Origin of the sequence: Novipirellula artificiosorum (genome assembly GCF_007860135.1) — a bacterium.
GTDB lineage: Bacteria > Planctomycetota > Planctomycetia > Pirellulales > Pirellulaceae > Novipirellula_A > Novipirellula_A artificiosorum.
On sequence record NZ_SJPV01000002.1, the window covers coordinates 680801 to 704741 of the forward strand.

The following is a 23941-nucleotide window of genomic DNA, read 5'->3' on the forward strand; positions in this document are numbered from 1 at the left end:
TGGCTCCAGTTCCGCAAATTCTCACGGACGCAGCATGGCAGGATTAGTCATCCTGGTTAGAGAACGATTCCGCATCCTTGAACGGATTTCGTTCGGGCGGCTCGTCGTGGTTGACATTCTTCAACACGTGCTGGACGACGACGTTGAGTAGCGGAACCCGGTGTCTGATCCAGACATGGGTGGCTTCGGGTTTGCATCCCAGTCGACTCTTGGCGTCTAACGCGGTTCGCCCAAACGAGATCGCTTTGCATCGCCACTGGATCGCTTGTTCGATCACCGCTAACAACAAGCGGTGATAGACAGGCAGTCGAGCGTTGGCTTCGTAGTCGAGACCAAGGTAGAATCCAATCGCTGTTTCTCGGTCGCGAACAATCGTCACGAATCCGATCAACGATGCATCTTCACGAATTCCAATCGTAACGAAATCTTCGGCCAGAGATTCAGCCATCCGCGGGAGCGTTGTGACGCTCAATTCAAACAAGCAGACGGCAGCCCTCGATGCGACGGCTTTGTACAGTTCCAAAATCCGGTCGGCTTCGCCGCGAACGTTTTCGATCGGCGACACGGTTAGGGAGCCGCAATCAAAGGGTTTTCTAACTTTTTTGGCTGCAGCACGGTAACGCTTGGTCAAGCTACCGAGATAATCGTCCATCGACTGCCATCGCGGATCAACCGTAAGAACCATGTTGGGCTCGGTTTCGAGCGATCGATAGCGAAACGGTTTTAAGGCAACCGCATTCAACGGGTCCGTATCAAACAGATCTTTGACGATCACGTAGTCGACTTGCCCGTGTAACCGATCGGCGCGTCTAATGCGATACAGACACTCTGCTATACCTTGCCAAACCCGCTCCTGATCCTGGCCGGGTGCGATCGCAACGCCGTGCGGCCCCCATGTATGGACATTGCCGCACATCATGATTCTGCGTTTGAGGAGCGAAAGCGATTTCCGCTTCCATTCGTCTGGCAATCCCTTCTTGTTTGCGAGCTTCACACCTAGGAATTGGTCGCCAGCCACGTCAAACGACTGAGTCGCGATCACGGCGACCGGTTCGTCGCGGTCATAGACAAGGGCAAAGTCACGAAGGATCTTCGCAGCAAATTCTTCCTGAGCTGATTGCAAGTATCGGCGACTCAAAAAGAGGGATGCCTCCGCCACCACCGAGTCCCAGTCCGCTGCGTTCAAGAATTCGATCCTGCCGGCGATTGCAAAATGAAAGCCCGAGGGGCGCCGCGTGACACGAGAATCGAATGCTTCCATCTGCATAAGGCGAACCGAAATCTTGGTGAGTGCAAGCGAACAGTAGCAAGGGGCCTGCGGAAACAGACGACCAACAGTCTAGAGCATTTTCCGAAGGGATGTGCCATTCGAAAACGTCACTTGAAACGGGTCCATGACCGTAGCGACGGATCGGAGAATGGGGAATCGGTCTGACGAGGAGCGCGTCAAAGTGCTACGATCGGTTTCCTCGCCGCTGGACGACCGCAGCACTCAGGTCTTGCAAGATCGCAACCGTTTCGTCCCAGCCGATGCAAGCGTCCGTGACGCTTTTGCCTCGGACAAGGTTCCCGTCACTCAAATCCTGGCGACCCTCGACCAAATTGCTTTCGATCATCACCCCGATGATCCGTTCGTCGCCGTCGCTCACTTGGCTACAGATGTCACGACAGACGTATCGTTGTCGGGTATGCTTTTTGCGACTATTCGCGTGACTGGTGTCAATCATGAACTGGGGGGGAAGGTTTGCTTTTTGCAGCAACTCGGAAGCCGTGTCGATGCTGGCTGCATCGTAATTCGGGTGTGCTCCGCCCCGCATGATGACGTGACAATCACGGTTGCCTGTGGTCGCAAAGATCGCAGATCGGCCCTCTTTGGTTACGGATAAAAAATGATGGGGATGCTGTGCGGAGCAGATTGCATCGACCGCAATTTGTACATTCCCACTCGTTCCGTTCTTGAACCCAACGGGACAGGACAATCCGGATGCCAATTCACGGTGGCCTTGGCTTTCGGTGGTTCGTGCACCGATCGCCCCCCAACCGACAAGGTCAGCGATGTATTGCGGGCTGATCAAGTCGAGAAATTCGGTGCCGGTAGGCAAACCCATCGCGTTGATGTCACGAAGCAATCCGCGAGCCGTACGAAGCCCTCGGTTGATTTCAAAGCTGTCATTGAGCCCTGGGTCGTTGATCAGGCCCTTCCAACCCACGGTCGTGCGAGGTTTTTCGAAGTAAACTCGCATGATGACGAGCAATTGACCCTGGTGCTTTTGCTGCTCTGCAGCGAGCAAGGCGGCATATTCCATGGCTGCGCCGGGGTCATGGATGGAGCAAGGACCGACGACGACCACGAGCCGGTCGTCTGCTCCGCGAAGCACACGCTTGATCCCTTCACGAGCGTTAAAAACGGTCCTGGCCACCTTGGGTTCGACCGGAATCTCCGCCATCAGATCTTGCGGCGGCATCAGCGTCGTCATCGCATCGATTCGAAGATCGTCGGTCGCTGGAATCTGGGCTTCTTGAGTCATCAAATCGTCTCGGTGGCATCGGAATCAATTCTTCTCTCATGACTATCGTTGATCGACGCAAAAGATCAATCGGGCATCCCGATCCAATTTCGGCAAGAGGGGCATTTCTTGCAATGATTCACGGCATGTTAGGTGCAATCCCCCTGATTTCGCCAAGCGCCTCGAACATGGCGATCACGTTTTGCGGGGGAACTTCAGGCAAAATATTGTGAACCGTGTTGAAGACAAAGCCGCCGCCCGGGGCGAAGATCTCTACTTGCTCTCGTACGTGGGACTTGACCTGCTCGGGGGTGGCATTGTTCAGAACTTGTCGCGTATCACAACCGCCGCCCCAAAAGGTGATTTCTCGACCAAACTCTCGCTTCAATTCGGTTGGATCCATGTCGGCGCACGCGGTTTGCACCGGATTTAACACCTCGAATCCAGCATCGATCAGATCGCCTATCAGTGGACGAATCCCCCCGCAGCAGTGCAGGAAGGTGTGCATGGAGCTGTGTTGTTTCACATAATCGCACAGCAACTTATGCCGAGGCTTGAAGAGCGTGCGATAGGTTTCCGGCCGCATAAACGGGCCCGAGTCCATCCCCAAATCGTCACCGAAGCGACAGATGTCGGCAACGTCACCCAGGTAGTGGCACACTTTCTCTAAGAATGCCAGATGCCGCGGAATCAGTTCGTCCAACAGCCGCGCCACGTTGTCGGGTTCAGCAACAAGATCCATCAAAAAGTTGTCCATTCGGCGTAGAAAGGTCCCCCATTCGAACAGGTTGCAGCCAACGACGATCATCAACGCGCGGTCACTCGTGCTTCGAAGCTCGATCGCACGACCTCGCAGCGTCTGCCAAAATCCCTCGTCGTTAAGGTGATCCCAAGGGCTGTGTGCGAAGGCGGCCCACAAAACCTTGCCCATTGCATCGTCCAAGCCACTCAAATCGTCTGGGTATTGATCGGGGAACGGAAAAAACGTTTGATCAAAAAAGGTACCGCCCTCTGGCATTTTTGCGATCGGCATCCCGTCCTTGGATTTTGCGATCCATGAACCGTCCTCCTGTCGCTCAGGTCGGAACCAAGTGGGATAATGAGCGGTGCTACCATCCGCCAAGGTGTAGGGATACCAATCGGATGGAGCGGTATTGAACACTCGGCCAATATCCAGCACATCGACGCCAAAATGGTCGAGCACCTGCGGGTCAGGCTGAGCCAGTTGTTGGACGACGTCATAGACTTTCGCTGGGCCGACATCCAAATCGAGATGCCCAACCAGGGCGTTGTAAGCGATCGCCGAAATTCCACTCGATGGAGTGCTCCCCAAATCGACGGGAACCTGATCCGGTTCCTGATGTCGAATTGCCGATAGTACGCGTTGACGTGAATTCATCATGAGTTTCTCTTCATCCTATTCGTTGCTGACACCGTTTTCGTTTCCCAGACGCATCCAGGCAATCGGTTCGGTCTGACCGTAAGCTGACGAGGCGAAAAGCGAGAGCGTTGCTAGAGGGAATACTACGTGTTGAATTTTCGCCAGCAAGCAGACCGCGCCGAGAATGCTGATAATGAGAATGATGATCCGTCTCATGAAACAGGTCTTCTTTGCATGAAAAATGCGTTCGTGATGCAACGGCGTTCGACTTCCAATCAGATCGTATCAGAATCACTTGCTCGAGGACGCCACGTCGGAAAGAACACGCAGGTATTTCGTGAGATTTGAATTCGATCTCCCCGTTAAAATTAGAAAATGCGAAAAAATACTTTGGTCAGCAACGCGGGATGAAGCTCGAGTCGTGCTACAATCAATGGCGTTTCTAGCTTGGATCGGTTCTAAGCGCACCCCCAATCATGCATCATCGACTCGTGCTTCGGCACACCTTGTCGAGGCAATCGACTCGAAGGGTGGAAGAAGCCATAGCAGGCGGACCAGAGCTAATGCGAATCATTTGGATCACTGCGGTTATTTCCTTTCTTATCCTTTCGTTGGCGCCCGCTGACGAGCCTCTCTTCTCAGGACCTCAGGTCGGTGAAGCCTTTGTCCCCTTCGAGGCCCCAGCTGCGTTTGGTTCCGACGAGGACGTCGAGGTGCTCGCCGACGTTGAGGACTCGCCGCTGTTGTTGGTGTTTGTGCATCAAGTGACTCGACCGTCGATTGCCACCGTTCGGTTAGTGATGAACTACGCTGCTACGAAAAAAGAGCAAGGATTGAAATCACGGCTTGTCTTCCTCGGGGAAGACCCGACCGAGACCGAAGCGTTTTTGCGGCGAGCACGTAGCGCACTTCCTCAGGGTGTGACCCCACGAATCTCGCTCGAAGGCATTGAGGGTCCGGGATCCTATGGGCTCAATCGCAAAATGACCTTAACCGTGCTTGTGGGCACAAAGGGGAACGTGACCGCAAACTTTCCGCTTGTGCAGCCAAGTCTCCAGACGGACGCACCCAAAATTGGCCATGCGATCGTGAAAGTGCTCGGTGGACAGAACGCACCGACGCTTGCGGAAATGGGATTCCAAGAACGGTCCGTTGCGATGCGAGCCGCGGACCGGCAACCCGATCGAGAACAAACGTATCGTCGCATGATGTCGCCTGTGATACAGAAAAACGCGACCCCGGAGGAAGTTGCCGCCGCTGCGAAAATCGTGGAAGATTTCGCTGCGAATAACGCTTGGTTCAAGGAACGCGTCCATCAAGCGTCGAGCACCATCGTAGGCAGCGGCAAACTCTCGAACTACGGAACGACCGAGGCGCAGGCGTTGCTCAGGAAATGGTCGAAGGCATTCGCTTCCTCAAGCGTCGAATCAACCGATAGAAGCCAATCGACCGATGCGTCTAACGATCCGCCTGGCGACTCCAAAACGAAAGTCGAGTCGAAATGAGAGGGTTCCTCTATTGCATAACCATCCTGCTTTGCGGCTACATGGCCAGCGCGGCGGAGGTTGATTTCGGTACAGCCGTTGATTTCGATACTGAAATCGTACCGATCCTCTCCAAGGCGGGGTGCAACACGGCCAGTTGCCATGGTAGTGCAGCAGGCCAGGGGGGATTCCGTCTTTCGCTGTTTGGCGGTGATCCCGATTTCGATTATCGCACGATCGTGAATGAATTGGAGGGACGTCGGGTCAACCCGGTTGAACCGACCGAGAGTCTCGTGCTTGCGAAACCGAGTGGGCGATTGGAGCACGGAGGGGGGGAAGTGTTACAACTTGATGGTGCAGCAGCGCATACCCTCGCCGACTGGATCGCGTCAGGCACACCTCGACTGCGACTGCGGCAAGTGGTTCAGTTATTGGTGACACCGAATGCCTTTGTCGCCGAAAAGGTCCCTGCCAGCTTTCCACTAAACGTGACGGCCGTATTCAGCGATGGCGTGGAACGAGACGTCACCCGCGAATCGGCCTATGTCAGCCAGAACGAGTCCGCGCTGCAGGTTGACCCCGTCGGAAATGCAACCATCACGCTACCCGGTCGGCACGGGGCCGTCATTCGGTTCGCCAGCTTCGTCAAGACCGTCTCCGTCACGACACCGCTCGGTACGGAGCTCCCTTCTTTTCCCAGCTGGGCACAAAGAAACTGGGTTGACGAAGAGATCAACTCAACACTGCTTTCCTTACGGCTCTCACCCGCAATGCCGTCCGACGATGCTACTTTTTTGCGTCGTCTGTCACTCGATCTTACCGGTCGGTTGCCGCTGCCGGCGGAAGTGGAACCGTTTGTCGCCGACGAGAACGATTCGAAACGATCTGCGTTGGTTGATCGCCTGCTTCAATCGGAAGCGTTCACCGATTACTGGACCCATCGACTTGCGATCCAACTTCGTTTTCGAAAGCCAGCCACTGACGATGTGGCGGCAAAGGTCTTCTACCGTTGGTTGAAGGATCAAGTCGCCAACGATGTGGGGTGGAACGAGATCGCTGTCTCGTTGATCCTTGCCGAAGGAGACACTCACAGCCATGGCGCGGCCACGGTACACCGTCTCGTCGCGAACGCTCGTGACGAAGCCGAATACATGAGTGAAGTCTTGATGGGGGTTCGTCTTCAATGCGCCAATTGCCACAATCACCCACTCGATCAATGGACGCAGGATGACTTTCACGGGCTGGCGGCAATTTTCGCAGGGTTGGAACGCGGGCAAGTGGTTCGCTTCACTGGCCGCGGCGAAGTCATGCATCCTCGCACCGGTCACGCCGCGGTCCCCCGGATTCCTGGCGAGCGGTTCCTGCAGGGCGAACTCGATCAACGACCGCAATTCGCCGAATGGCTGACTCAGCAAAACAACCCCTACTTTGCCAAAGCGATGGTTGGTCGAATCTGGGAAGCCCTGATGGGCCGGGGATTGGTGAGTCCTGTTGACGATCTTCGATCGACCAATCCGGCTTCACACCCCCAACTGCTTCATCGGCTCACTGATTTTTTCATCAAAAACGGCTACAGAATCCGGCCACTGATCCGACGGATCTGCCATTCTGCCGCTTATGAGCGATCGTCAAGACGCCCCGCCGACAGCCCGCCGGACGACCGGTTCTATTCCTACGCCATGACGAAACAACTCACCGCCGAAGTGCTGGCGGATGCCATCAGCGACGTGACAGGTGTCGCCGATGATTTTGATGGTGTGAGTCGCGCGATCAATGTGGTCGATCGAACGCATTCCTCATCGAAACTGGTGTTTCTAGGTCAATGCTTGCCCGGTGAAGGATGTTCCACCGCCGTCAGCGGCGGTCGTGGGATCGCATCAAAGTTACACTTGATGAATGGCGAACTGCTCAATGAAAAGATCCAACACGACGATGGACGATTGAGTCGCTTGTGGACCGAGGCGACGGAGACAAACGAGATGGTCAGCGAGTTTTACCTGCGAGCTCTCGGCCGACCGCCCTCCTCGGACGAGTTGGCTCAGTGGTGCGAACGCCTTGACGCAACCGAAGACGCATACGAGAAGGCAGCACGCTTAGAGGATTTCCTTTGGGCACTATTGAATTGCCATGAATTCACAACCAACCAATAGGCGGACGATGGTCAGAGCGAAAGCGAGCCTTGGACGGCGAGATGTTTTGCACGTTGGCGGGCTGTCCGCTTTGGGCCTCGGTTTGAATCGCTACTTCAACCGAGCCGCGGCGGCCGTGGCGTCTGCAAAAGCTAAATCCTGCATTTTGATTTGGCTCGATGGTGGCCCCAGTCATCTCGAAACACTTGATCCCAAGCCGAACGCCAGCAAGGAAGTTCGTGGACCTTTCGGGGCGATTGCCTCGTCGATCGCTGGTATTCAGCTTAGCGAACTGATGCCGCAAACAGCGGCCTTGATGCAACACGCCGCAATCATCCGATCCATGACCTCACCACTGGGCGAACATAACTTTGGTACTCACTATCTGCTGACGGGCTACAAGCCGACACCCGCACTGAATTATCCTGCCATGGGTTCGGTCGTATCCCACCTCAATCAAAATCCAGGTGACATCCCCTCCCACGTCGCCATTCCGAATATGCGAGTGGGGGGTGGAAATTTCAGTGCGCCGGGATACCTTCCACCGAGTGTCGCTCCGTTTGAAGTCGGAGGGGATCCGGCAAAGCCCGATTTTCGTGTCCAAGATCTCGATCCGTTTCCCGGCATCGTCGACGAACGAATTCATCGTCGGCGAGCCTATCTGCATTCACTCGATGGGATTCAAAGCTCGACCGATGCCAAGGGGCCAAGCGATCCCGCGTTCGAGCAAGCCTATCGGCTGATGACGTCGACTGCTGCAAAGCATGCCTTCGATTTGTCAGCCGAGTCGGCCGAGACGCAGCGCCGTTATGGCGGGAAGTCGATTGGACAATGTTGTCTCCTTGCACGCCGACTCGTTGAAGCGGGCGTGCCATTCGTCACGGTCAACAATCGAGGCTGGGATACACACGAGGATTTGGTGACCCGGCTGAAGGAGGGTTATACGGGGGCCAAAGTTCCCGTGGGACTGATCCCATCACTCGATAGCGCCTTTGCCTCTCTGATCACCGATCTGCATGACCGAGGCATGCTAGCGGAAACCTTGGTCGTGGTCATGGGTGAATTCGGCCGCACGCCGAAGTTGAACACGCGCGGCGGACGTGACCACTGGCCTCGAGTGTTCAGCGTGATGTTGGCGGGTGGTGGTGTTCCAGGTGGACAAATCATCGGGGCAAGTGACGAGCGAGGCGAAAGTCCTCGCGACCGGGCGATTACGCCAGCCGATTTGGCAGCATCGATCTATCTGCTGCTGGGGATCGATCCTGAAACGACGTTACTCACTCCTGACGGGCGACCCGTGAAAGTGAGTCTGGATGGAAAGCCTATAAACGAGATTGTCGGATGAGATGTTCTCCGATCAAGCAACGCGCACTTCGGCGAGCATCGCGTTACGTCTCCCTTCTTATCACGCTGATCACGTCATCGCTTTCACAAGCTCAGCCCCCCATCACTGCATTGGAGTTCGCGCCGTCTGATGACGCGGTCGTCGTTGGATCTCAAGCGGGGCTTGAAGTCCGCCAATGGCCCTCCTTGGCAGAGAGCCAGAAAAACGCGATGGGGATCACGCAGATTCATGACTTGAAGTTCTCACCCAATGGTCAGTATCTATTGATCGTTGGTGGCTCACCCAGCGAGTTTGGAGAATGGCAAATCGTTTTGTGGCCGGAGCTCACCAAGGTTGCCTCGAGTACCGCTCATGACGACGTGATTTATTCTGCGGTTTGGATCAGGCAAGATCGGTTCGTGACGGGAGCCGCTGACAACCAACTCATCGAGTGGCAGTGGTCCGATGGGGCAGTCACACAACGGCGCCGACTCATCGGTCATTCCAGACGCGTATTGAGTGTTGAGTATCTTGCAGACAGCAAAGGGATTGTATCGGCAGGCGTGGATCAAAGCCTGCGACTTTGGACCGTTTTCGAAACGGCTGCGATTGACGCTGCGCGGAACAACGAAGCACCGCCCATCACGCTTCCCATCAGGACTCTCGACAACCACACTGGAATCGTTCGTGACCTTGCCACGCGACCGGGCGACCATGCGATTCCCTACTTGGCATCCGCCAGCGTCGACAAAACCGTGCGGCTGTGGCAACCGTCGATCGGTCGGCTTGTACGCTTTGCTCGCCTACCCGCCGAGCCGCTTTCGATTGCCTGGTCTCACGATGGCGAACGACTGGCGGTCGCTTGTGTCGATGGGAAACTTCGTCTGCTCAACCCAAATACGGTTGAAATCGAACAAGAGTTGGAGGCGATCAACGGCTGGGCCTACGAGGTGCTTGCGGCCCCGGATGGCAGCTTTCTTGTCGGCGGCACGGCTGGTGAGTTGATTCGAGTGCTCCCCAAATCAGAGCGATAGAGGACTCGACCCAGGCAGCGAGCGGAGGACAACGAAAAAACCTCGACGCAGAATCAAGAGCATTCCGCGTCGAGGTCCAGGGGCAAAGAATTCATCAGGGACAGAATTACAACTGCTCTCCCGCATCCTCCGGTTCATCCAGTCGATCCATTTCCCACTGCTGAGTTGTTCCATCGGCAAAGTGCAACAACGCACCTGCCTCATTTTCACTCAGGTTGTATATTCCGGTTTCCATAATGGGCCAATCCTTATCCGTTGGGCCCCAAGCAGCGCGTTGACTGTCGCGATCGATCGTTCCCTGAACTTCAAACGACGTGTCCGTGGCGGTGTTTTGGAAAGTTCCCGCAATGATTCCTTCTTTGCTGATCGCCAACTGAAGGAAAAGCGTCGCGTCTTCCACTGAACCTTCTTTCTGAGTCAACGCAAAGACTCCGAGCGGCAACCACTCGACGTCATCCGGCTGGACATCAGGCACAGCCGCAGCAATCGTCTGTGCCTGCTCGGCATATTCCTCCGTCGTGGCGACGACCTCGTTGTTGTAATAGACGTTGTCTCCTTCGTAGTACAGCGTGTCCCCATAGTCGTAGTAGATTGGTGGCTGATTGAAGCTTCCCACCAACCAACCGGTCACGGCGCCCGCCGTTGCCCATCCCCACCAATTGCAATTGTGGTTGTGCCAGCCCCAGTGATAGTGCGGATACCGCCCCCAGTAGCCTCCGCCGTAGTGCGGTAAGTGGACAGGTCGTGGGGGACGATAGCCGGGAGGACGATAGCCCGGTGGTCGCTGCCCTGGAGGACGATAGCCCGGTGGACGGGCGCCCGGTGGGCGATGAATCGGCCGATTGCCAGCCAACGGTGGACGGACAGCAGGCCGGTCGACGGGAAGGGTGGTCGGTCGATCACCGATTCCAGGTCGATCACCGATTCCAGGTCGATTGCCAGGACTTGCTCCAGGACGAGTCGCGGGGAGCGTTGCGGGACGATCGCCAAGGTCGGTGCCTGGGCGAGTTCCGGGACGTGTACCAGGGGCCGGTTGAGTCGAGGGGCGATTCTGCAGGAAGTCGCCTGCGGCGCCCCCGCCACCCGGACGCGTCGTGGGAAGGGTCGACGGTCGGTCGAGATTGAGGAAGTCATTCAACTGCCCCTGAGACGGTCGCGACGGAAACCCGCTCGAGGGCCGACTCGGCAATCCCGTCGAGGGTCTACCCGTGGAGGGCAGCCCGGTGGAGGGCCGCGATGGAAGTCCGGTCGAAGGTCTTCCGGTCGAGGGAAGCCCCGTCGAAGGTCGATTCGGTAATCCCGTCGAGGGTCTCCCCGTGGAGGGCAGCCCGGTGGAGGGCAGCCCGGTGGAGGGCCGCGAGGGAAGTCCGGTCGAAGGTCTTCCGGTCGAGGGAAGCCCCGTGGAGGGCCGCGAGGGAAGTCCGGTCGAAGGTCTTCCGGTCGAGGGAAGTCCCGTCGAAGGTCGACTGATTGAAGGCGAGGGCCGACTCATGGAAGGGGATGGCCGACTGATGGAAGGGGATGGCCGACTCATGGAAGGAGAGCGTCCAGTTGAGGGTCGGCTCATGCCTCCGCCTCCACGACTGACGCCTCCTCCTCCGCGACCTCGCGCGTCGGATTCGTTGCAAACCCACATGCCAGTACTCAGCATACAAACAAGGCCAAAACTTATTTTCGTAAAGCGTTTCATTTTTTTAACTCAGTCAGCGTCAGATTGTGCGGAAGTGGATCTATTTGCGTCGAACGATAACTTCGTCGAGATTAGGAAGAATCTCCCCGGCGACCACCTGGTTGATCTTCTGCCAGGAATAGTTCCCATCTTCGGTCGGCCGAAAAACGCTCGTGAAGGACCCCGTCGCGCCATCCGCTAGCGTTGCCACCGATTGAACGATCCAGCGGTCGCCCCGCTGGTTCCATGTGCCGCGAATGAAACCGCCGTTGGAATCAAACAGCCAACTCCGAACCTCCTTCTCCTTTGGATCCCAACCGATGATCTGTAGACCGGTCGACTCGACTTCCTGCTGATTGACGACCGTATACGTACGACTGAGATAGTTTTGGTTTTTCGTCCACTGGCAATTCAATTCGATCGTCACGCCATCGTCCCCTGCATCCACCCAGGACCCAACGAGCCACTCTAGATTCTTGAGCTGCTCGTAATGGGACGACTGTACCAAGATCTCGTCTTCGGTGACACGATCGATCAGCCAGACACCGTCTCGTTTGACGTACACAATGCTGTAGTTTGTTTCAATGAGATCGCCTTCGCTGCGTGTGACCGTTGCCGTTCCGTGTTCTACTGCGACGTTTGGCGAAACAAAGTCGATCGACTCAGTGGTCGCGGTCAACTTCGGAGCGTTCCCGTCTGCAAAAACGGACGTAAACTCTTCCGTCATCGCTTCACGCCCTACGACTTGGTCGCCACTGGTTCGGCTGATGTAAACACCGTCCGGCGACCAATGAGACACCAACTTTGCAACATCACGCGAATTATAGGCGGACAGGTAAGATTGAGCGGCTGCGGCAATCTCTGCCCTCGCGTTATCCGCTCCGTCCTCCGGTTTCGCTGTGACATCTTGGCTCGTCGCGACGAGGCCTGCTACAGCAAGCCAAACAAAGGCAACGGCTCTGACAGTAGTGTGCTTCATGGAATTTCCCCGGGTTGAATGGCGTGCGAGTAGCGATCCCCACATTATAGCCAAGAGATTGTGACGACGGACTGCTCCAGTTGTCACGCTGGCAAAAATTGACAGCGAGCTACGTTTGAAAGTGCAATACCGAGTCCGGCCATATCAATCCAGCGTTGGGCTACTACCAAGATGTCCTGACATCGCTGAGCAATAATTCCCCGATGACCGTCTGGAGCTTTACTTCTTCGATCACCGCATACGGAGGTGATTTCACACTGGGTGGACCTGGTGGCTCCGGAAATAGCCTACTCGTCTACATCGACGACTCGCCTACCGTGACCGGATCCATTTCCAATAGCTACAATGGCGGATTTTGGGGGTTCATCTCGGACACCACCATTCCCATCGACAACCCGGCCGTCGCCATCGGCAGCAGCACCAGAGCGGCGAGGGTCGCCGTCACCGCCACCCCGCCTGCGAACGACAGGCACATCAGCATGCTGACCCATGCAAAGCGTCTGAAACGTGTTCCCGGAGTGGGGGCTTATGCGATCATCGCCATTGGATTCGTCTCAGGGCGTTCCACAGGACAAGTCAAAACCCGCCACAGCGTGAGTGGCGGGAAATGCTCAACAACTCGGCGGACCGACACGCCGGGCATTGCCGCGAGAATCGATTCTACCGCGAATTCCACCGCAGGGGTAGGTTGGCCTGCCCCACGCAGTACGGCCTGTTGCGGCCAACGTTCACTTTCCGGGGGACGTTCGGCCTAATCCGTCGCCTGCGTCGCGGGTTGCCGCTTCGGGGCGAACCAGGGATAAATCGCAGGAATGACGAGCCCCGTAAGCAGCGTGCTGGTGACAAGACCACCGATGACAACCGTTGCAAGCGGCCTTTGAAGCTCCGCTCCGTCGCTTGTCGATAGCGCCATGGGAACAAACCCCAAACTGGCAACTAACGCCGTCATCAATACTGGACGCATCCGGTTTAAAGCGGTTCGCTCGGTCACCTCCTTCATGGACAACCCAGCGGAACGTGCTTGCTCGGCCGCGCTGACCCAAACCAACCCATTGAGGACCGCGACGCCGAATAGCGCGATGAAGCCAACGCCCGCAGAAATACTGAACGGCATGCCTCGAATGGCCAGCGCAAAGATCCCACCACTTGCGGCCATCGGGACCGCTAAGAAGATCAACATCGCCAACGAAACGCTCCGGAAGGTCGTGTGCAGCAACAAGAAGATCAACAGCAGCACCAACGGCGTGATCAACATCAAACGGCGACTGGCCGATTGAAGGTTCTCAAAGTCGCCGCCCCAGCGAATCTCGTAGGCTGGCGGCAGCTTCACTTTTTTGGCCACCACGCGTTTGGCTTCACTGACAAAGCTGGCCACGTCGCGACCTCGAACATTAGCGGCAATAAAGGTTCGCCGGCGGACATTATCATGTTCCACCGAAGGGGGGGTTTCTTCGAGCGAAAGATCCGCCAATTCCCCCAACGGGACGATCCGACCGCCCGCTTCATCGACAGGCAATTGCTTTAACAGCGACATGTCCTTTCGCCAACTTTCCGGGATGCGAACAAGGATCGGATAGCGAGCTCGTCCGTCGATGATCGTACCCACCGGTCGCCCACCCAGCGCCTCGATCGCGCCAAGCACTTTGGAAGCATCGATGCCGTACTGTGCGAGTGCTTCGCGGCGTGGGCGAATCGACAGCATTTGCAGGTTGGCTTGATAGTCAGCACGCACGTCGGCCGAGCCATCGATTGATTGCAAAACACCTTCGATCTCTTTGGACTTTCTCGCCAGCACCTCCAAATCGTCGCCATACAGTAATACCGCCACATCACTTTTGACGCCAGCCACCAGCTCGTCGACCCGCATCTCGATGGGCTGGGTGAATCCAAACGCCACCCCGGCCACGCGGCGATTCAATTGCGTATCCATTTCCGCAATCAAGTCATCACGTGTCACGCCTATTCGCCATTGGTCTTGCGATTCCAAAATCACCCAAACATCGGTTTGGTGCACGCCCATCACATCGTTGGCGATTTCCGGCCGTCCCGTTTTGCAGAAAACCGTTTTGACTTCCGGAAACTCCATCAGGGTTTTTTCAATCTCCGTGCTCATTTCCGTTGCGCCTTCGATCGTCGCACTCGGCAAACGCTGCGCTTCGACCAGCAGGTCGCCTTCCTCCAATCGCGGCATGAACTCGGCCCCGAGTTGCATCGAAACGGGAATGCTGATTGCAAACACGGTCACGGCCAACAGCGCGATCATCGCTGGCGCGGCAATCGCACGATGGACCAACGGTCTGTAGATCCATTTGATCCAACGAACAAAGAAAACATCCTTGTCGGTCAAATTTCGTGGTAGCGCGAGGGACGCCAAAGCGGGCATGAGCGTCATCGACAAAATCAACGAACCGAACAGTGCAAACAATACCGTCAACGCCATCGGGCGGAACAGTTTGCCTTCGGTTCCTTCGAGCAGCAGCACCGGAATGTAAACGACCGCGATAATCAATTCACCGAACAAGGTAGGCTTGCGTACTTCAATGCAGGCATCACGAATGACATCGATTCGTGGTTTTCCTTCTGAGTTATGCGACAACCGATGCATGCAGTTCTCGACCATGATCACCGACGAATCGACAATCAACCCAAAGTCGATCGCACCAAGGCTCATCAAACTGGCCGAAATCGCGGTCGCATACATTAAGTTTGCTGCGAACAACATGGATAACGGGATGGCCAATGCAACAATCACTCCGGCACGGACGCTACCGAGCATCAACAGCAGCACGATCACGACCAAAACGCCACCTTCGATCAAATTTTTCATGACCGTGTGCAGCGTACGGCCGATCAGCGCCGACCGGTCATAGGTGATTTCCAGCCAAACCCCGGGAGCGAGCGTTCCTTGGATTTCGTCGATTCGCTCTTTCACCCGACCGACGACCTCACGAGAATTCTCGCCAATCAGCATCATCACCAATCCGGTGACGGCCTCGCCACGTCCATCGCGGGTGACGGCGCCCTGGCGGGTGAGGGGTGCGGTCACCACTTCGGCGATGTCCGCCAACAGGATCGGTGCGGCCCGCTCATCACGCCGAATCACGATGTTTTGAATATCTTCGATCCCCTTCAGCAAGGCTTCACCACGGATGAAACGCTGCTCGTCGTGGTGGACCACATAACCGCCCCCCGTGGAACCGTTATTTTCCTGGACGCGATCAAACAGATCGCTCAACGTGACGTTGTTACTGGCCAACTGATCGGGATCGGGGCGAATTTCGAAGGACTTGTAGAATCCGCCATGGGTGTTGATCTCTGTCACACCCCGTACTTCACGAAGCTTCGGCGCGATCTCCCACTCCAGCATCGTACGCAGTTGCATCGGTGTGTAGTCATCACCACGAACCTCAAATTGCAGGATCTCACCGAGCGCGGTGGTGAGCGGCCCGAGTTCAGGCGTTCCGTAACCCGGCGGTATCGCGGCTGCGGCCGTTGGCAACCGTTCGGTCACCACTTGCCGCGCAAAGTAGACGTCCGTTCCTTCGTTAAAGACGATCGTTACGACCGAGATGCCAAACTTCGAAACACTGCGAACTTCTTCCACGTTGGGCAATCCGCCCATCGTCGATTCCACCGGATAGGTGATGTACTGTTCGACTTCGACCGGCGACAAGGAACCGGCGTCCGTGATCACGGCGACTTGCACATTGGTCATGTCGGGAACCGCATCGATCGGCAGCTCCATGGCGCTGCGAATCCCGGCAACCGCCATCAGAAAGGTGCAGGCGAGAACGATAAAGCGGTTTTCGAGGCAAAATTCAATTAGTTTTTGAAGCACAACTATTCCCCTTCGCTCGCGAGCAACAGTTCGCTTTTCAGTGTAAAGACGCCTGACACCACAATCGAATCACCCACCTCCAAGCCGCGGACGATTTCGGTCATGCCGTCTTCCTTGGCTCCGATCGTGACGTCCACACGGTGAAATTGATGTTCGTTGTCGGCCAGGAACACAAACGACTGGTTTTCATGCACGACGACGGCTTGTTCAGGCACGGCGATGCATGGACGCGGCGGCCCCGTAGGGACTTTCATCCGAAGAAACAGCCCAGGCCGAAGTCGACCGTCCGTTGAACGGACTCGGGCAACAAGAGGAGCCGCACCGGTCGCCGTGTCAACACGTCGTCCAACAATGACGATTTCTCCATCGAGCGTTTCATCCTCGATCGCAGGCATCGTGACTCGAACCTGTTGTCCAGGCGATACACGGATCGCGTCCCAGTCTCGCTGTCGTATGTCGGCGATCGCCCACAGCGTGGAGGTGTCCGCAATGGTAAAGATTGAATCGCCAGCTCGAACGCGTTCGGTGGCAGCGGACAAACGCTCTTCCACGGTACCATCGATCGGGGAGACCAAATCGACATTGGAAATCGTGTCGCTATGGATCTGGTCGAACGTCTGCTCCGTGGCGCGCGGGGCAGCGGGTCCAAGCAGGGCGTTGAGTCGCTGAAGGCTGATGTCCACTTCCCGTTTTGCCGAGGCAAAGTCGGCCTCGGAGCGTTTGCATTTCTGCTGCACGTCAAACAACGCGGAATCGGCGATCGAAGCCAAGGCTGCTTCAGCCGCTTGCTGTTCGCCTTCACGCTCGCTTTGAATTCGGCCCGCAATCGCGCCGCGGACCGCCGCTTCCCGCGAACTCTTGGCGACCTCTTTCGCCAAAAGTTGTCGTGTGTAGGCAGCAACCAGCGTGCGGCGATACTCGCCTAATGACGCATCTTGCAATTCCGATTCAATCTGTTCCGGCGACTTCTGGTTGCGGATCATTTCCACCAACTGCTCGACCCCTTCTCGAATGGCCTCGTTTCGTCCCAATTCCGTTTGGGCCAAGCTCAGATCGGCAAGCCTTGATTGCACTTGGCTGCGAGCCTGCCCGACTTCGGGACTGACCACGGTCGCGACGACTTGCCCTCGCGTCACGCTGGTACCTGGGTGAGCTAGGATTTCCGTCAAGATGCCGTCGCATGCTGTTTTGATCGCCACGTGCCGATCTTGGTCATAATCCAGTCTTCCCGGCAAGGTGCGGGTAGGTTGCATCGCGTGCAGCGTGACTGGCTGGACCTCGATCCCAGCGGAAGCTAATTTTTCGGCTGTCAGTTCCAGCAGATCGGTTTGTGGTTGCTCGGCGGGTCCAAGCACTTTTTGCGAAACCGTTTCGTCGACCGGCAGAATTGACCAGAAATACCATGCCGCGGCAGCGACGATCGCGCACAGGCCGAATGCGTATTGAGTTCGTTTCATCATGAGAGAAATCACTGCGAGAAACCGACCGTGTGCCAAGCGTGGCGCAGCAGGCGATTGCGTTTGTGTTGGTTAAGAAGGCGACAAAAAACGACAAAGCGTGTTGCAAACGCCTAACACAAAGAGACGCAAACCAACGTCGAGAGAGGGACGCTTGGGAAGGAGTGCGAAAAAGTTCGCGGGCGAAGCGGATCCCAGCAAACCGAATCGTCCACAGACGTGTCCATGACGAAATGGGATCGGTTTGCGGCACAGTCCAACGCAACTCGGTCACAGGCATCGGGGGCAACCACCGCACCGTCCCTTAATCCCCAAGAACCCAACGCCGAAATCGCCACGCGGCTATCTTGGCCACGGTCGCCATGATCGGATTCATGCGAAGGCAGGTCCCATGGCATCAACCAATGCCAATGGATCGAATCCGCGGAACTGGGCTGACCGACATGTTGGTCCGCCAAATGCTGCTGCAAGGACGATAAGGGTAATCCTTGGTGATGATGGGCCACCGGCGTGGGAAATTGACACACGCCAAGCCATACCAACAACAGCCATCGCAAGGAGCGACCCATCCGCCGGCTGTGGTATCGGTTCATGTGGCTTTTTGATTCAGGAGGCGAATGTGTCAAGGCTCGTCACCCATGCGGTGTCTCAGCATCGAACGAGTACTGCCGCGAGATTGCACATCATCCGTTTGGGTGCAGTGACAGCCCAGCCGGCAACACCAATGAAGGCAGCCTTAGCATGCTAACTCGCAGTCGGGAGTGCGTCAATTCGTCGCGGTTTTCAAGTGGCTGTGGCTTCCAGCCGCAGCAAGGCAGTGCCGACTGCGGCTGGAAGCCACAGCCACGACCCAATCACACCGCGTAATAAACAGGTGAGTTGCGCTGGGCTCGTAACCGCCGAGACATTCGGATGCGGAACGGAGCGTTGGGTGGAACACCGTAGCCCACCTCCTTGCTAGAATGACGGTACGTAAGGGAGAACCGCCATTTTGGCCTGCAGTTCTCCATGGCTCGACTTCAATCACAACGGAGGGCGGATGATGAGCTGTGTCCATCTTAGAAAACTGTATGATCTCTGCACCGCAGAGGGGGTCAAGCTCGGTGGTAGCGACTTGGTGCGGTTTGTATGCACTCAATGCGACGAGCAAGAAGTCTGCCCATCGATCTTGATGGAAGAGTACGAAGCGACGCACCATGACGAAGACGAAGGCACGGAGGACTCGTCGGAGCAGGCAGAGAACTAATCGAAGGCTTTGATTTTCACGTTCCGGAACCAAATGGGTGCTCCTGCATGCTTGCCTTGCAAACCCACGCGGCCTTTCGTCGCCAACGTGCTGAAGGGACGGCTAAGCCACGGAGGGATCTCCGACCCGTCCGGGTTCGTTTTCGCACTGGTCCATTTTCGCATGTCCATCGATGTGACGTGCTCGCCATTGAGCACGACGTCGATTTGCTGGCCTTTGCAATAGACGGTCATCCGATTCCACTCGCCCGGTTTTTTGACCACTGATTGGTTGGCAGGCCAATGGCCAAAGATCGCTGCGCATTGCCAACTCCGCGGCTTTGACGACCACTCTTCGGCAAAGTCATCGGCAATTTGGATCTCGACGGAATTTGGAATCCAAGGGGGGGGAATCGATTTGGGGCCGTTATCGTAACTTTCTGCAAAATCTCTACAATGGCACGTCCGCTTGTAACTCAGCCGATCCGACTTGTCGCCTACGCATCCACGCCCCCCTCCCGAAAATGATTCTTAATGCCTAACGTTGCTGCCGATTTTAACGGACTTCATATCGCAGCCCTGGAAAGCCGGCGCGCAGACGATATGGCTCGACTGATCACTCGCCATGGGGGGGTCGCTCACGTCAGTGCGTCGATGCGTGAAGTTCCGATCGATCCGAACCGCGAGGCGATCGATTTTGCATACCGCGTCATGACGGGGCAAATCAGCACGATGATTCTGACCACCGGCGTCGGTTTTCGCTATTTTCTCAAAGCGATTGAGCGGCACCTGGACCAACAACGATTCCTGGATTCGTTGTCCGACATTGTGACGATCTGTCGCGGCCCCAAGCCCGCTGCCGCGATGAAAGAAGTTGGCTTGACACCCACCTATCGCGTGGGAGAACCCAACACGTGGCGAGAACTATTGCAGACGATCGACTCCAACGTCTCGATTGCGAACCAAAATGTGGGGCTGCAAGAGTATGGCGTTACCAACGCGTCCTTGGTCGCTGGGCTGGAAGCTCGCGGCGCCACGGTCGAACCGGTGCGAGTTTATGGATGGGAGTATCCTGAGGATACCGGACCGCTCGAGACCAACGTCCAGGCCTTGGCTGCAGGCCGACGCGACGTGTTGCTGCTAACCAGTGCCCACCAAGTGGTGAATTTGCTTCGTATGGCAGAGCAATTGAAGCTCACCGAACCGCTTCGGCAAGGTTTGCAGGGTACCGTGATCGCGTCGATCGGTCCAACAACCACTCAAATGGCTCATGAATGTGAGTTGCATGTCGACCTTGAACCCTCGTACCCCAAAATGGGGCATCTCGTCGTCGAAACAGCGGCACAATCGCAATCGCTGGTCGCAAACAAACGTCGTATCAAACCGCTAACACCTCATCAAAGCAAGCACGTGAATCCCCATCCATCCAACGATAGCCTTTTCATGAAAGCGTGTCGAAGCGAGCCCACCGAGCGGACGCCGGTTTGGTTGATGCGACAGGCAGGTCGGTACATGGCAGAGTACCGAGAGGTTCGTGCGAAGCAATCGTTCTTGGATCTGTGTGCCAACCCGAAATTATGTAGCGAAGTGATGTGTACCGCCGTCGATCGACTGGGCGTTGACGCGGCCATCATCTTCTCGGATTTGCTTCCGATCCTGGTGCCGATGGGATTTGACTTGGAGTTTGTCAAAGGGGATGGCCCGGTGATCCACAACCCAGTTCGCGTTGCCGCGGATGTCAATCGAGTGAAATCGCTTGAGCGACCGGATGAGCTTGGTTTTGTTTATGAAACCGTTCGCCAAACGCGGGCGGACCTTCCAGCTTCGATCCCGTTGATTGGCTTTGCGGGTGCGCCCTTTACGTTGGCCAGCTATGCCATCGAAGGAGGCGGAAGCCGACAGTACTCAAACACCAAACGATTGATGCATGCTGACAACCGAGCGTGGTCGGATTTGATGGATAAACTGTCGGATGCCATCACGATCTACTTGAACCACCAAATCGCCGCCGGAGCTCAATGTGTTCAGTTGTTCGACAGTTGGGCGGGCTGCCTTTCGCCAGCCGACTACACGACCTTCGTTTTGCCGTGGATGAAACGGATTATCGCAGGCATCGATCCCTCGGTCCCTGTGATCAACTTTGCGACCGGTAATCCAGAACTGCTGCCTTTACTGCGCGGCGACCGGCGAACGGTCGTGGGTGTCGATTGGCGAATTCCGCTCGATACGGCGTGGCAACGGATCGGACACGATTGTGCCGTTCAAGGCAACTTGGATCCGTCGGTCTTGTTGGCCGACCCCGATCTGATTCGCGGCGCCGTGGATCAACTGCTCGGATCGGTTGGCAATCGGCCTGGACATATTTTCAACCTTGGTCATGGCGTCTTGAAAGAGACGCCCGTCGAGCACGCGATCGCACTTGTCGAAAGCGTCAAAGATCTGAGTCAGCGCCCTTAGTTTGCCATCAAGAAGGGGCTGACCCACGGATGCCTGCCAGCAAAATCATCTGCCCATTTTGTTCGTTGCACTGTGACGACCGGTTTCTCGAGCCGGCCGCCCAAGGGGCATGGGAGGTCGACACCGATTGCCCGAAGGCGGCAGGGGAATTTGCGCGGGCACTCAACACTGCGCCGGTGGCCCGAGTCGACAGCTCCGACGCGACGGTCAATCAAGTCGCGACGTTTGTCGCAGAGCAGTTTTCATCAAGACCGATTCTCAACGTGGTGACGGCGGGGACCGACCTTGCAACGGCTCGACACTTGCAAGGCATGGCGTCGGCGGGGAAAATTCAGCTGCTGATCGATGATTGCCCCTCCGCGACCGCGTGGCGAACTGCAAGCGGTCGCGAAGGAAGTGTCACCGCTACGTTGGCTGACATCCGCGGGCACGCGGATCTGGTCTGGGCTCTGGGAGATGTGGAACGAAGCCATCCAAAACTGCTTCAGCGAATTGATGCCGGAGCCAAGCAGGGAATCCTAACCGAGCGTTTGACCGCGACGGCGGTTGCCAATCTCTTCGCATCAATTCGGTCGGGCAAACCGATGGGAACCGCACAATCCATCCGAGAGGCCAAGTACCTTGCGATCCTGGTTGGCGAGGGGGCGTTCGAATCCGATGAAGCGATCGAGACCGCAGAGTTACTCGCCAAACTACTGTGGTTTCTCAACCAGACTCATCGAGCGGTTGTCTTGAGCCTTGATCCTGCGGCGACCAATCGAAGTGTCTCCGCCTGGCAAACCAATACCACGCTTGAGAATCTATCGGACGACCGTTGGTTCTCCACGCCGATCGATGTGCGCATCGGTAACCGCTATCATCACCCTCGCACCGCGATCGTTCAGATCGGAGGCTCCGACCCAGGCCCCGATCATGCAACCGCCTACATGCCGGCGCGGACGATCGGAGTCGACCAAGCAGGTGTCGTCATCCGCGGCGACTCGACGGTGACGCTGCCGCTTGAAGCCATCACCGATCGTAACCTATCGCTCGCGATTGAGTGGTTGCAGCGTTGGCTCTAGCCTTGGCAAATCATTTGGGCCGCCATGATTCCGACCGCTCAATTCGAACTCAAATTTTGATCCGACATGGTACCCCACGCACTGGTCGGGCATCGCACACCAAATCGCCCCGGTTGCCGCGTCTCCGGTGCAATGTGCAGGTCCAATGATCGCCGGTTCAAACCGCTTCAGTTCACGCACCGTTGCCTTGATCCGGTCGCGAGACGCGTTGATCAAGTGCATTCCACCAAACACCGCGTGAAGCGGACGGTGGTTCGTTAGCGAGTCGATGTACTTCAACGTATTGATGACGCCTGCATGAGCACACCCCAATAACACGACGGTGCCTTCGGGTGAATCGAAGTACAACGCTTGATCATCTCGCAAAGGATCATGGTCGGTGCAACCATCATCCAAGAAAAAGGTTTCCGGATCGGCTTCAAAGTCAACGGTACGCGGTACCTCGCCCGTAGCAAAGAGTCCTGGGAAAATCTCGGTCGGTTTCTCGGTCGCAACCAGCGGGTTTCTCAGCCGGTGAAGGGCGAGTTGAGTGGATTCGGTCAAGCCCACATCCCGGACCGTCCGCCGCCCGGCGTGTTGGCTGTATTTCGGTGCAAAAGCATCAGGATGAGCAAACAGTTTTACCCGAGTGTTTTGGTGGATGACTTCGGGCAACCCGCCGGTGTGATCGTAGTGGCCATGACTGAGTACCACTGCATCGACTTGCGTTAGCCGCAGCCCAAGTTTCTTTGCATTCGCTGCGAGCACGACACCCTGGCCCGTGTCGAACAAGACGCGTTGATCGCCATACTCAATCCACACGGCCAATCCATGTTCCGCTAAGATCCCTGGGCCACGGGCTGTATTCTCAACAAGGACCGTGATCTTTGCCTGTGCCCGAGATCCTTCTTTTGCCGCAACCTTCATGAGAAGCCTTCTTCTTTGGTAGTTCTGACAAGTCGGCCAACAACCCTGCGATCGACAAACCGTGCGTTGGCGGACGCTTTCACCGCGCCATCCTGCAATAATTCTGCCGCCATCTTAAAGAGCGGATCCTGTGACGCTTCCACCCAGCCTCGTACAAACGCGGGACGATCGGTTTCAATCGGCTCCCGAAACCGAACGTTCATATCGCCCGTGACCGCGGCAATGCCTTGTGAAAAGAGTGAGTTCGTCATGGCCGCATCAAGTAGCGAGCAGACAACACCGCCATGCAAGATGTTTGGATAGCCTTCGAAGTACCGATCGCAATCGAAGGTCGCCTGAACCACCTTCGGTTCCACCATTTCAAACCGCAACCCCAATCCGTCTGCTAACCGATTGCCACAGATGACACAATTCGGATGCTCTCGCTGACGAGTTTCCGAATATCGAAAAGTGGAAGGCATCGAGGTGGTCCTCTTACTCGTTTGCAGAAA

Annotated in this window: 20 protein-coding genes; 8 read left to right on the forward strand and 12 right to left on the reverse strand. The window is 56.4% G+C overall.

Going from position 1 to position 23941, the window contains the following annotated elements; all coding sequences use genetic code 11:
• Nucleotides 1-43: 43 nt before the first annotated feature.
• From Poly41_RS08420 to Poly41_RS08435, 4 genes are all read right to left on the reverse strand, one after another.
• Complete coding sequence (locus Poly41_RS08420) at nucleotides 44-1267, reverse strand: GNAT family N-acetyltransferase (protein ID WP_146525451.1); 1224 nt, start codon at nucleotides 1265-1267, stop codon at nucleotides 44-46.
• Nucleotides 1268-1454: 187 nt separating this feature from the next.
• Nucleotides 1455-2510 carry a 3-deoxy-7-phosphoheptulonate synthase gene (locus Poly41_RS08425; RefSeq protein ID WP_315853731.1) on the reverse strand — a complete coding sequence of 352 codons (1056 nt, stop codon included), beginning with the start codon at nucleotides 2508-2510 and terminating at the stop codon, nucleotides 1455-1457.
• Between the two features lie 136 nt (nucleotides 2511-2646).
• Nucleotides 2647-3909, reverse strand: coding sequence for a uroporphyrinogen decarboxylase family protein (locus Poly41_RS08430; protein ID WP_197231159.1), 1263 nt, complete (start codon nucleotides 3907-3909; stop codon nucleotides 2647-2649).
• A 15-nt stretch (nucleotides 3910-3924) separates the two neighbouring features.
• The gene (locus tag Poly41_RS08435) at nucleotides 3925-4104 is read right to left on the reverse strand and encodes a hypothetical protein (protein WP_146525453.1); all 180 of its coding nucleotides are present in this window, start codon (nucleotides 4102-4104) and stop codon (nucleotides 3925-3927) included.
• A 260-nt stretch (nucleotides 4105-4364) separates the two neighbouring features.
• Between Poly41_RS08435 and Poly41_RS08440 the strand changes: the two genes are divergently transcribed.
• Genes Poly41_RS08440 through Poly41_RS08455 form a run of 4 tightly spaced genes read left to right on the forward strand, consistent with a single transcriptional unit; the run spans nucleotide 4365 to nucleotide 9859 of the window.
• Nucleotides 4365-5393 carry a hypothetical protein gene (locus Poly41_RS08440; protein WP_146525454.1) on the forward strand — a complete coding sequence of 343 codons (1029 nt, stop codon included), beginning with the start codon at nucleotides 4365-4367 and terminating at the stop codon, nucleotides 5391-5393.
• On the forward strand, nucleotides 5390-7522 hold the full coding sequence (locus Poly41_RS08445) for a DUF1549 domain-containing protein (protein ID WP_146525455.1): 2133 nt from the start codon (nucleotides 5390-5392) through the stop codon (nucleotides 7520-7522). The genes Poly41_RS08440 and Poly41_RS08445 overlap by 4 nt, the downstream gene beginning before the upstream one ends.
• The gene (locus Poly41_RS08450; protein WP_146525456.1) at nucleotides 7500-8846 is read left to right on the forward strand and encodes a DUF1501 domain-containing protein; all 1347 of its coding nucleotides are present in this window, start codon (nucleotides 7500-7502) and stop codon (nucleotides 8844-8846) included. The genes Poly41_RS08445 and Poly41_RS08450 overlap by 23 nt, the downstream gene beginning before the upstream one ends.
• Nucleotides 8843-9859, forward strand: a complete 1017-nt coding sequence (locus Poly41_RS08455) for a WD40 repeat domain-containing protein (RefSeq protein WP_146525457.1) — start codon at nucleotides 8843-8845, stop codon at nucleotides 9857-9859. The genes Poly41_RS08450 and Poly41_RS08455 overlap by 4 nt, the downstream gene beginning before the upstream one ends.
• Before the next feature lie 106 nt (nucleotides 9860-9965).
• Here the strand turns inward: Poly41_RS08455 and Poly41_RS08460 are convergent, their stop codons facing one another.
• Together Poly41_RS08460 and Poly41_RS08465 are read right to left on the reverse strand one after the other, a co-directional pair.
• On the reverse strand, nucleotides 9966-10997 hold the full coding sequence (locus tag Poly41_RS08460) for a hypothetical protein (RefSeq protein WP_146525458.1): 1032 nt from the start codon (nucleotides 10995-10997) through the stop codon (nucleotides 9966-9968).
• A 592-nt stretch (nucleotides 10998-11589) separates the two neighbouring features.
• Nucleotides 11590-12507 carry a YybH family protein gene (locus tag Poly41_RS08465; RefSeq protein ID WP_197231160.1) on the reverse strand — a complete coding sequence of 306 codons (918 nt, stop codon included), beginning with the start codon at nucleotides 12505-12507 and terminating at the stop codon, nucleotides 11590-11592.
• A gap of 203 nt (nucleotides 12508-12710) precedes the next feature.
• Between Poly41_RS08465 and Poly41_RS08470 the strand changes: the two genes are divergently transcribed.
• Entirely contained in the window at nucleotides 12711-13262 is a 552-nt protein-coding gene (locus tag Poly41_RS08470; RefSeq protein WP_146525460.1) for a hypothetical protein, read from the forward strand.
• On the opposite strand, the gene Poly41_RS08475 is transcribed toward Poly41_RS08470, so the two are convergent.
• The 3 genes from Poly41_RS08475 to Poly41_RS08485 form a co-directional block, all read right to left on the reverse strand.
• The gene (locus tag Poly41_RS08475; protein ID WP_146525461.1) at nucleotides 13259-16351 is read right to left on the reverse strand and encodes an efflux RND transporter permease subunit; all 3093 of its coding nucleotides are present in this window, start codon (nucleotides 16349-16351) and stop codon (nucleotides 13259-13261) included. The genes Poly41_RS08470 and Poly41_RS08475 overlap by 4 nt on opposite strands.
• Nucleotides 16348-17805 (reverse strand): efflux RND transporter periplasmic adaptor subunit, encoded by a 1458-nt coding sequence (locus Poly41_RS08480; protein ID WP_146525462.1) that lies wholly within the window; start codon nucleotides 17803-17805, stop codon nucleotides 16348-16350. Before Poly41_RS08480 ends, Poly41_RS08475 begins: the two co-directional genes overlap by 4 nt.
• A 110-nt stretch (nucleotides 17806-17915) precedes the next feature.
• Nucleotides 17916-18395, reverse strand: coding sequence for a hypothetical protein (locus Poly41_RS08485; RefSeq protein WP_146525463.1), 480 nt, complete (start codon nucleotides 18393-18395; stop codon nucleotides 17916-17918).
• A 446-nt stretch (nucleotides 18396-18841) separates the two neighbouring features.
• Here Poly41_RS08485 and Poly41_RS08490 point away from each other — a divergent pair, with 446 nt between their 5' ends.
• Nucleotides 18842-19048 (forward strand): hypothetical protein, encoded by a 207-nt coding sequence (locus Poly41_RS08490; protein WP_146525464.1) that lies wholly within the window; start codon nucleotides 18842-18844, stop codon nucleotides 19046-19048.
• On the opposite strand, the gene Poly41_RS08495 is transcribed toward Poly41_RS08490, so the two are convergent.
• A complete protein-coding gene (locus tag Poly41_RS08495) occupies nucleotides 19045-19506 on the reverse strand; it encodes a 3-keto-disaccharide hydrolase (RefSeq protein WP_146525465.1) in 462 nt (153 codons plus the stop codon). The genes Poly41_RS08490 and Poly41_RS08495 overlap by 4 nt on opposite strands.
• 54 nt (nucleotides 19507-19560) lie before the next feature.
• Between Poly41_RS08495 and hemE the strand changes: the two genes are divergently transcribed.
• Both hemE and Poly41_RS08505 read left to right on the forward strand, forming a co-directional pair.
• The gene (gene hemE / locus Poly41_RS08500; protein WP_146525466.1) at nucleotides 19561-21483 is read left to right on the forward strand and encodes a uroporphyrinogen decarboxylase; all 1923 of its coding nucleotides are present in this window, start codon (nucleotides 19561-19563) and stop codon (nucleotides 21481-21483) included.
• A 29-nt stretch (nucleotides 21484-21512) separates the two neighbouring features.
• Entirely contained in the window at nucleotides 21513-22544 is a 1032-nt protein-coding gene (locus Poly41_RS08505) for a molybdopterin-binding domain-containing protein (protein WP_146525467.1), read from the forward strand.
• Here the strand turns inward: Poly41_RS08505 and Poly41_RS08510 are convergent.
• Both Poly41_RS08510 and Poly41_RS08515 read right to left on the reverse strand, forming a co-directional pair.
• A complete protein-coding gene (locus tag Poly41_RS08510; protein ID WP_146525468.1) occupies nucleotides 22506-23450 on the reverse strand; it encodes an MBL fold metallo-hydrolase in 945 nt (314 codons plus the stop codon). The genes Poly41_RS08505 and Poly41_RS08510 overlap by 39 nt on opposite strands.
• Nucleotides 23447-23911 (reverse strand): PaaI family thioesterase, encoded by a 465-nt coding sequence (locus tag Poly41_RS08515; RefSeq protein ID WP_197231161.1) that lies wholly within the window; start codon nucleotides 23909-23911, stop codon nucleotides 23447-23449. The genes Poly41_RS08510 and Poly41_RS08515 overlap by 4 nt, the downstream gene beginning before the upstream one ends.
• Between the last annotated feature and the right edge of the window lie 30 nt (nucleotides 23912-23941).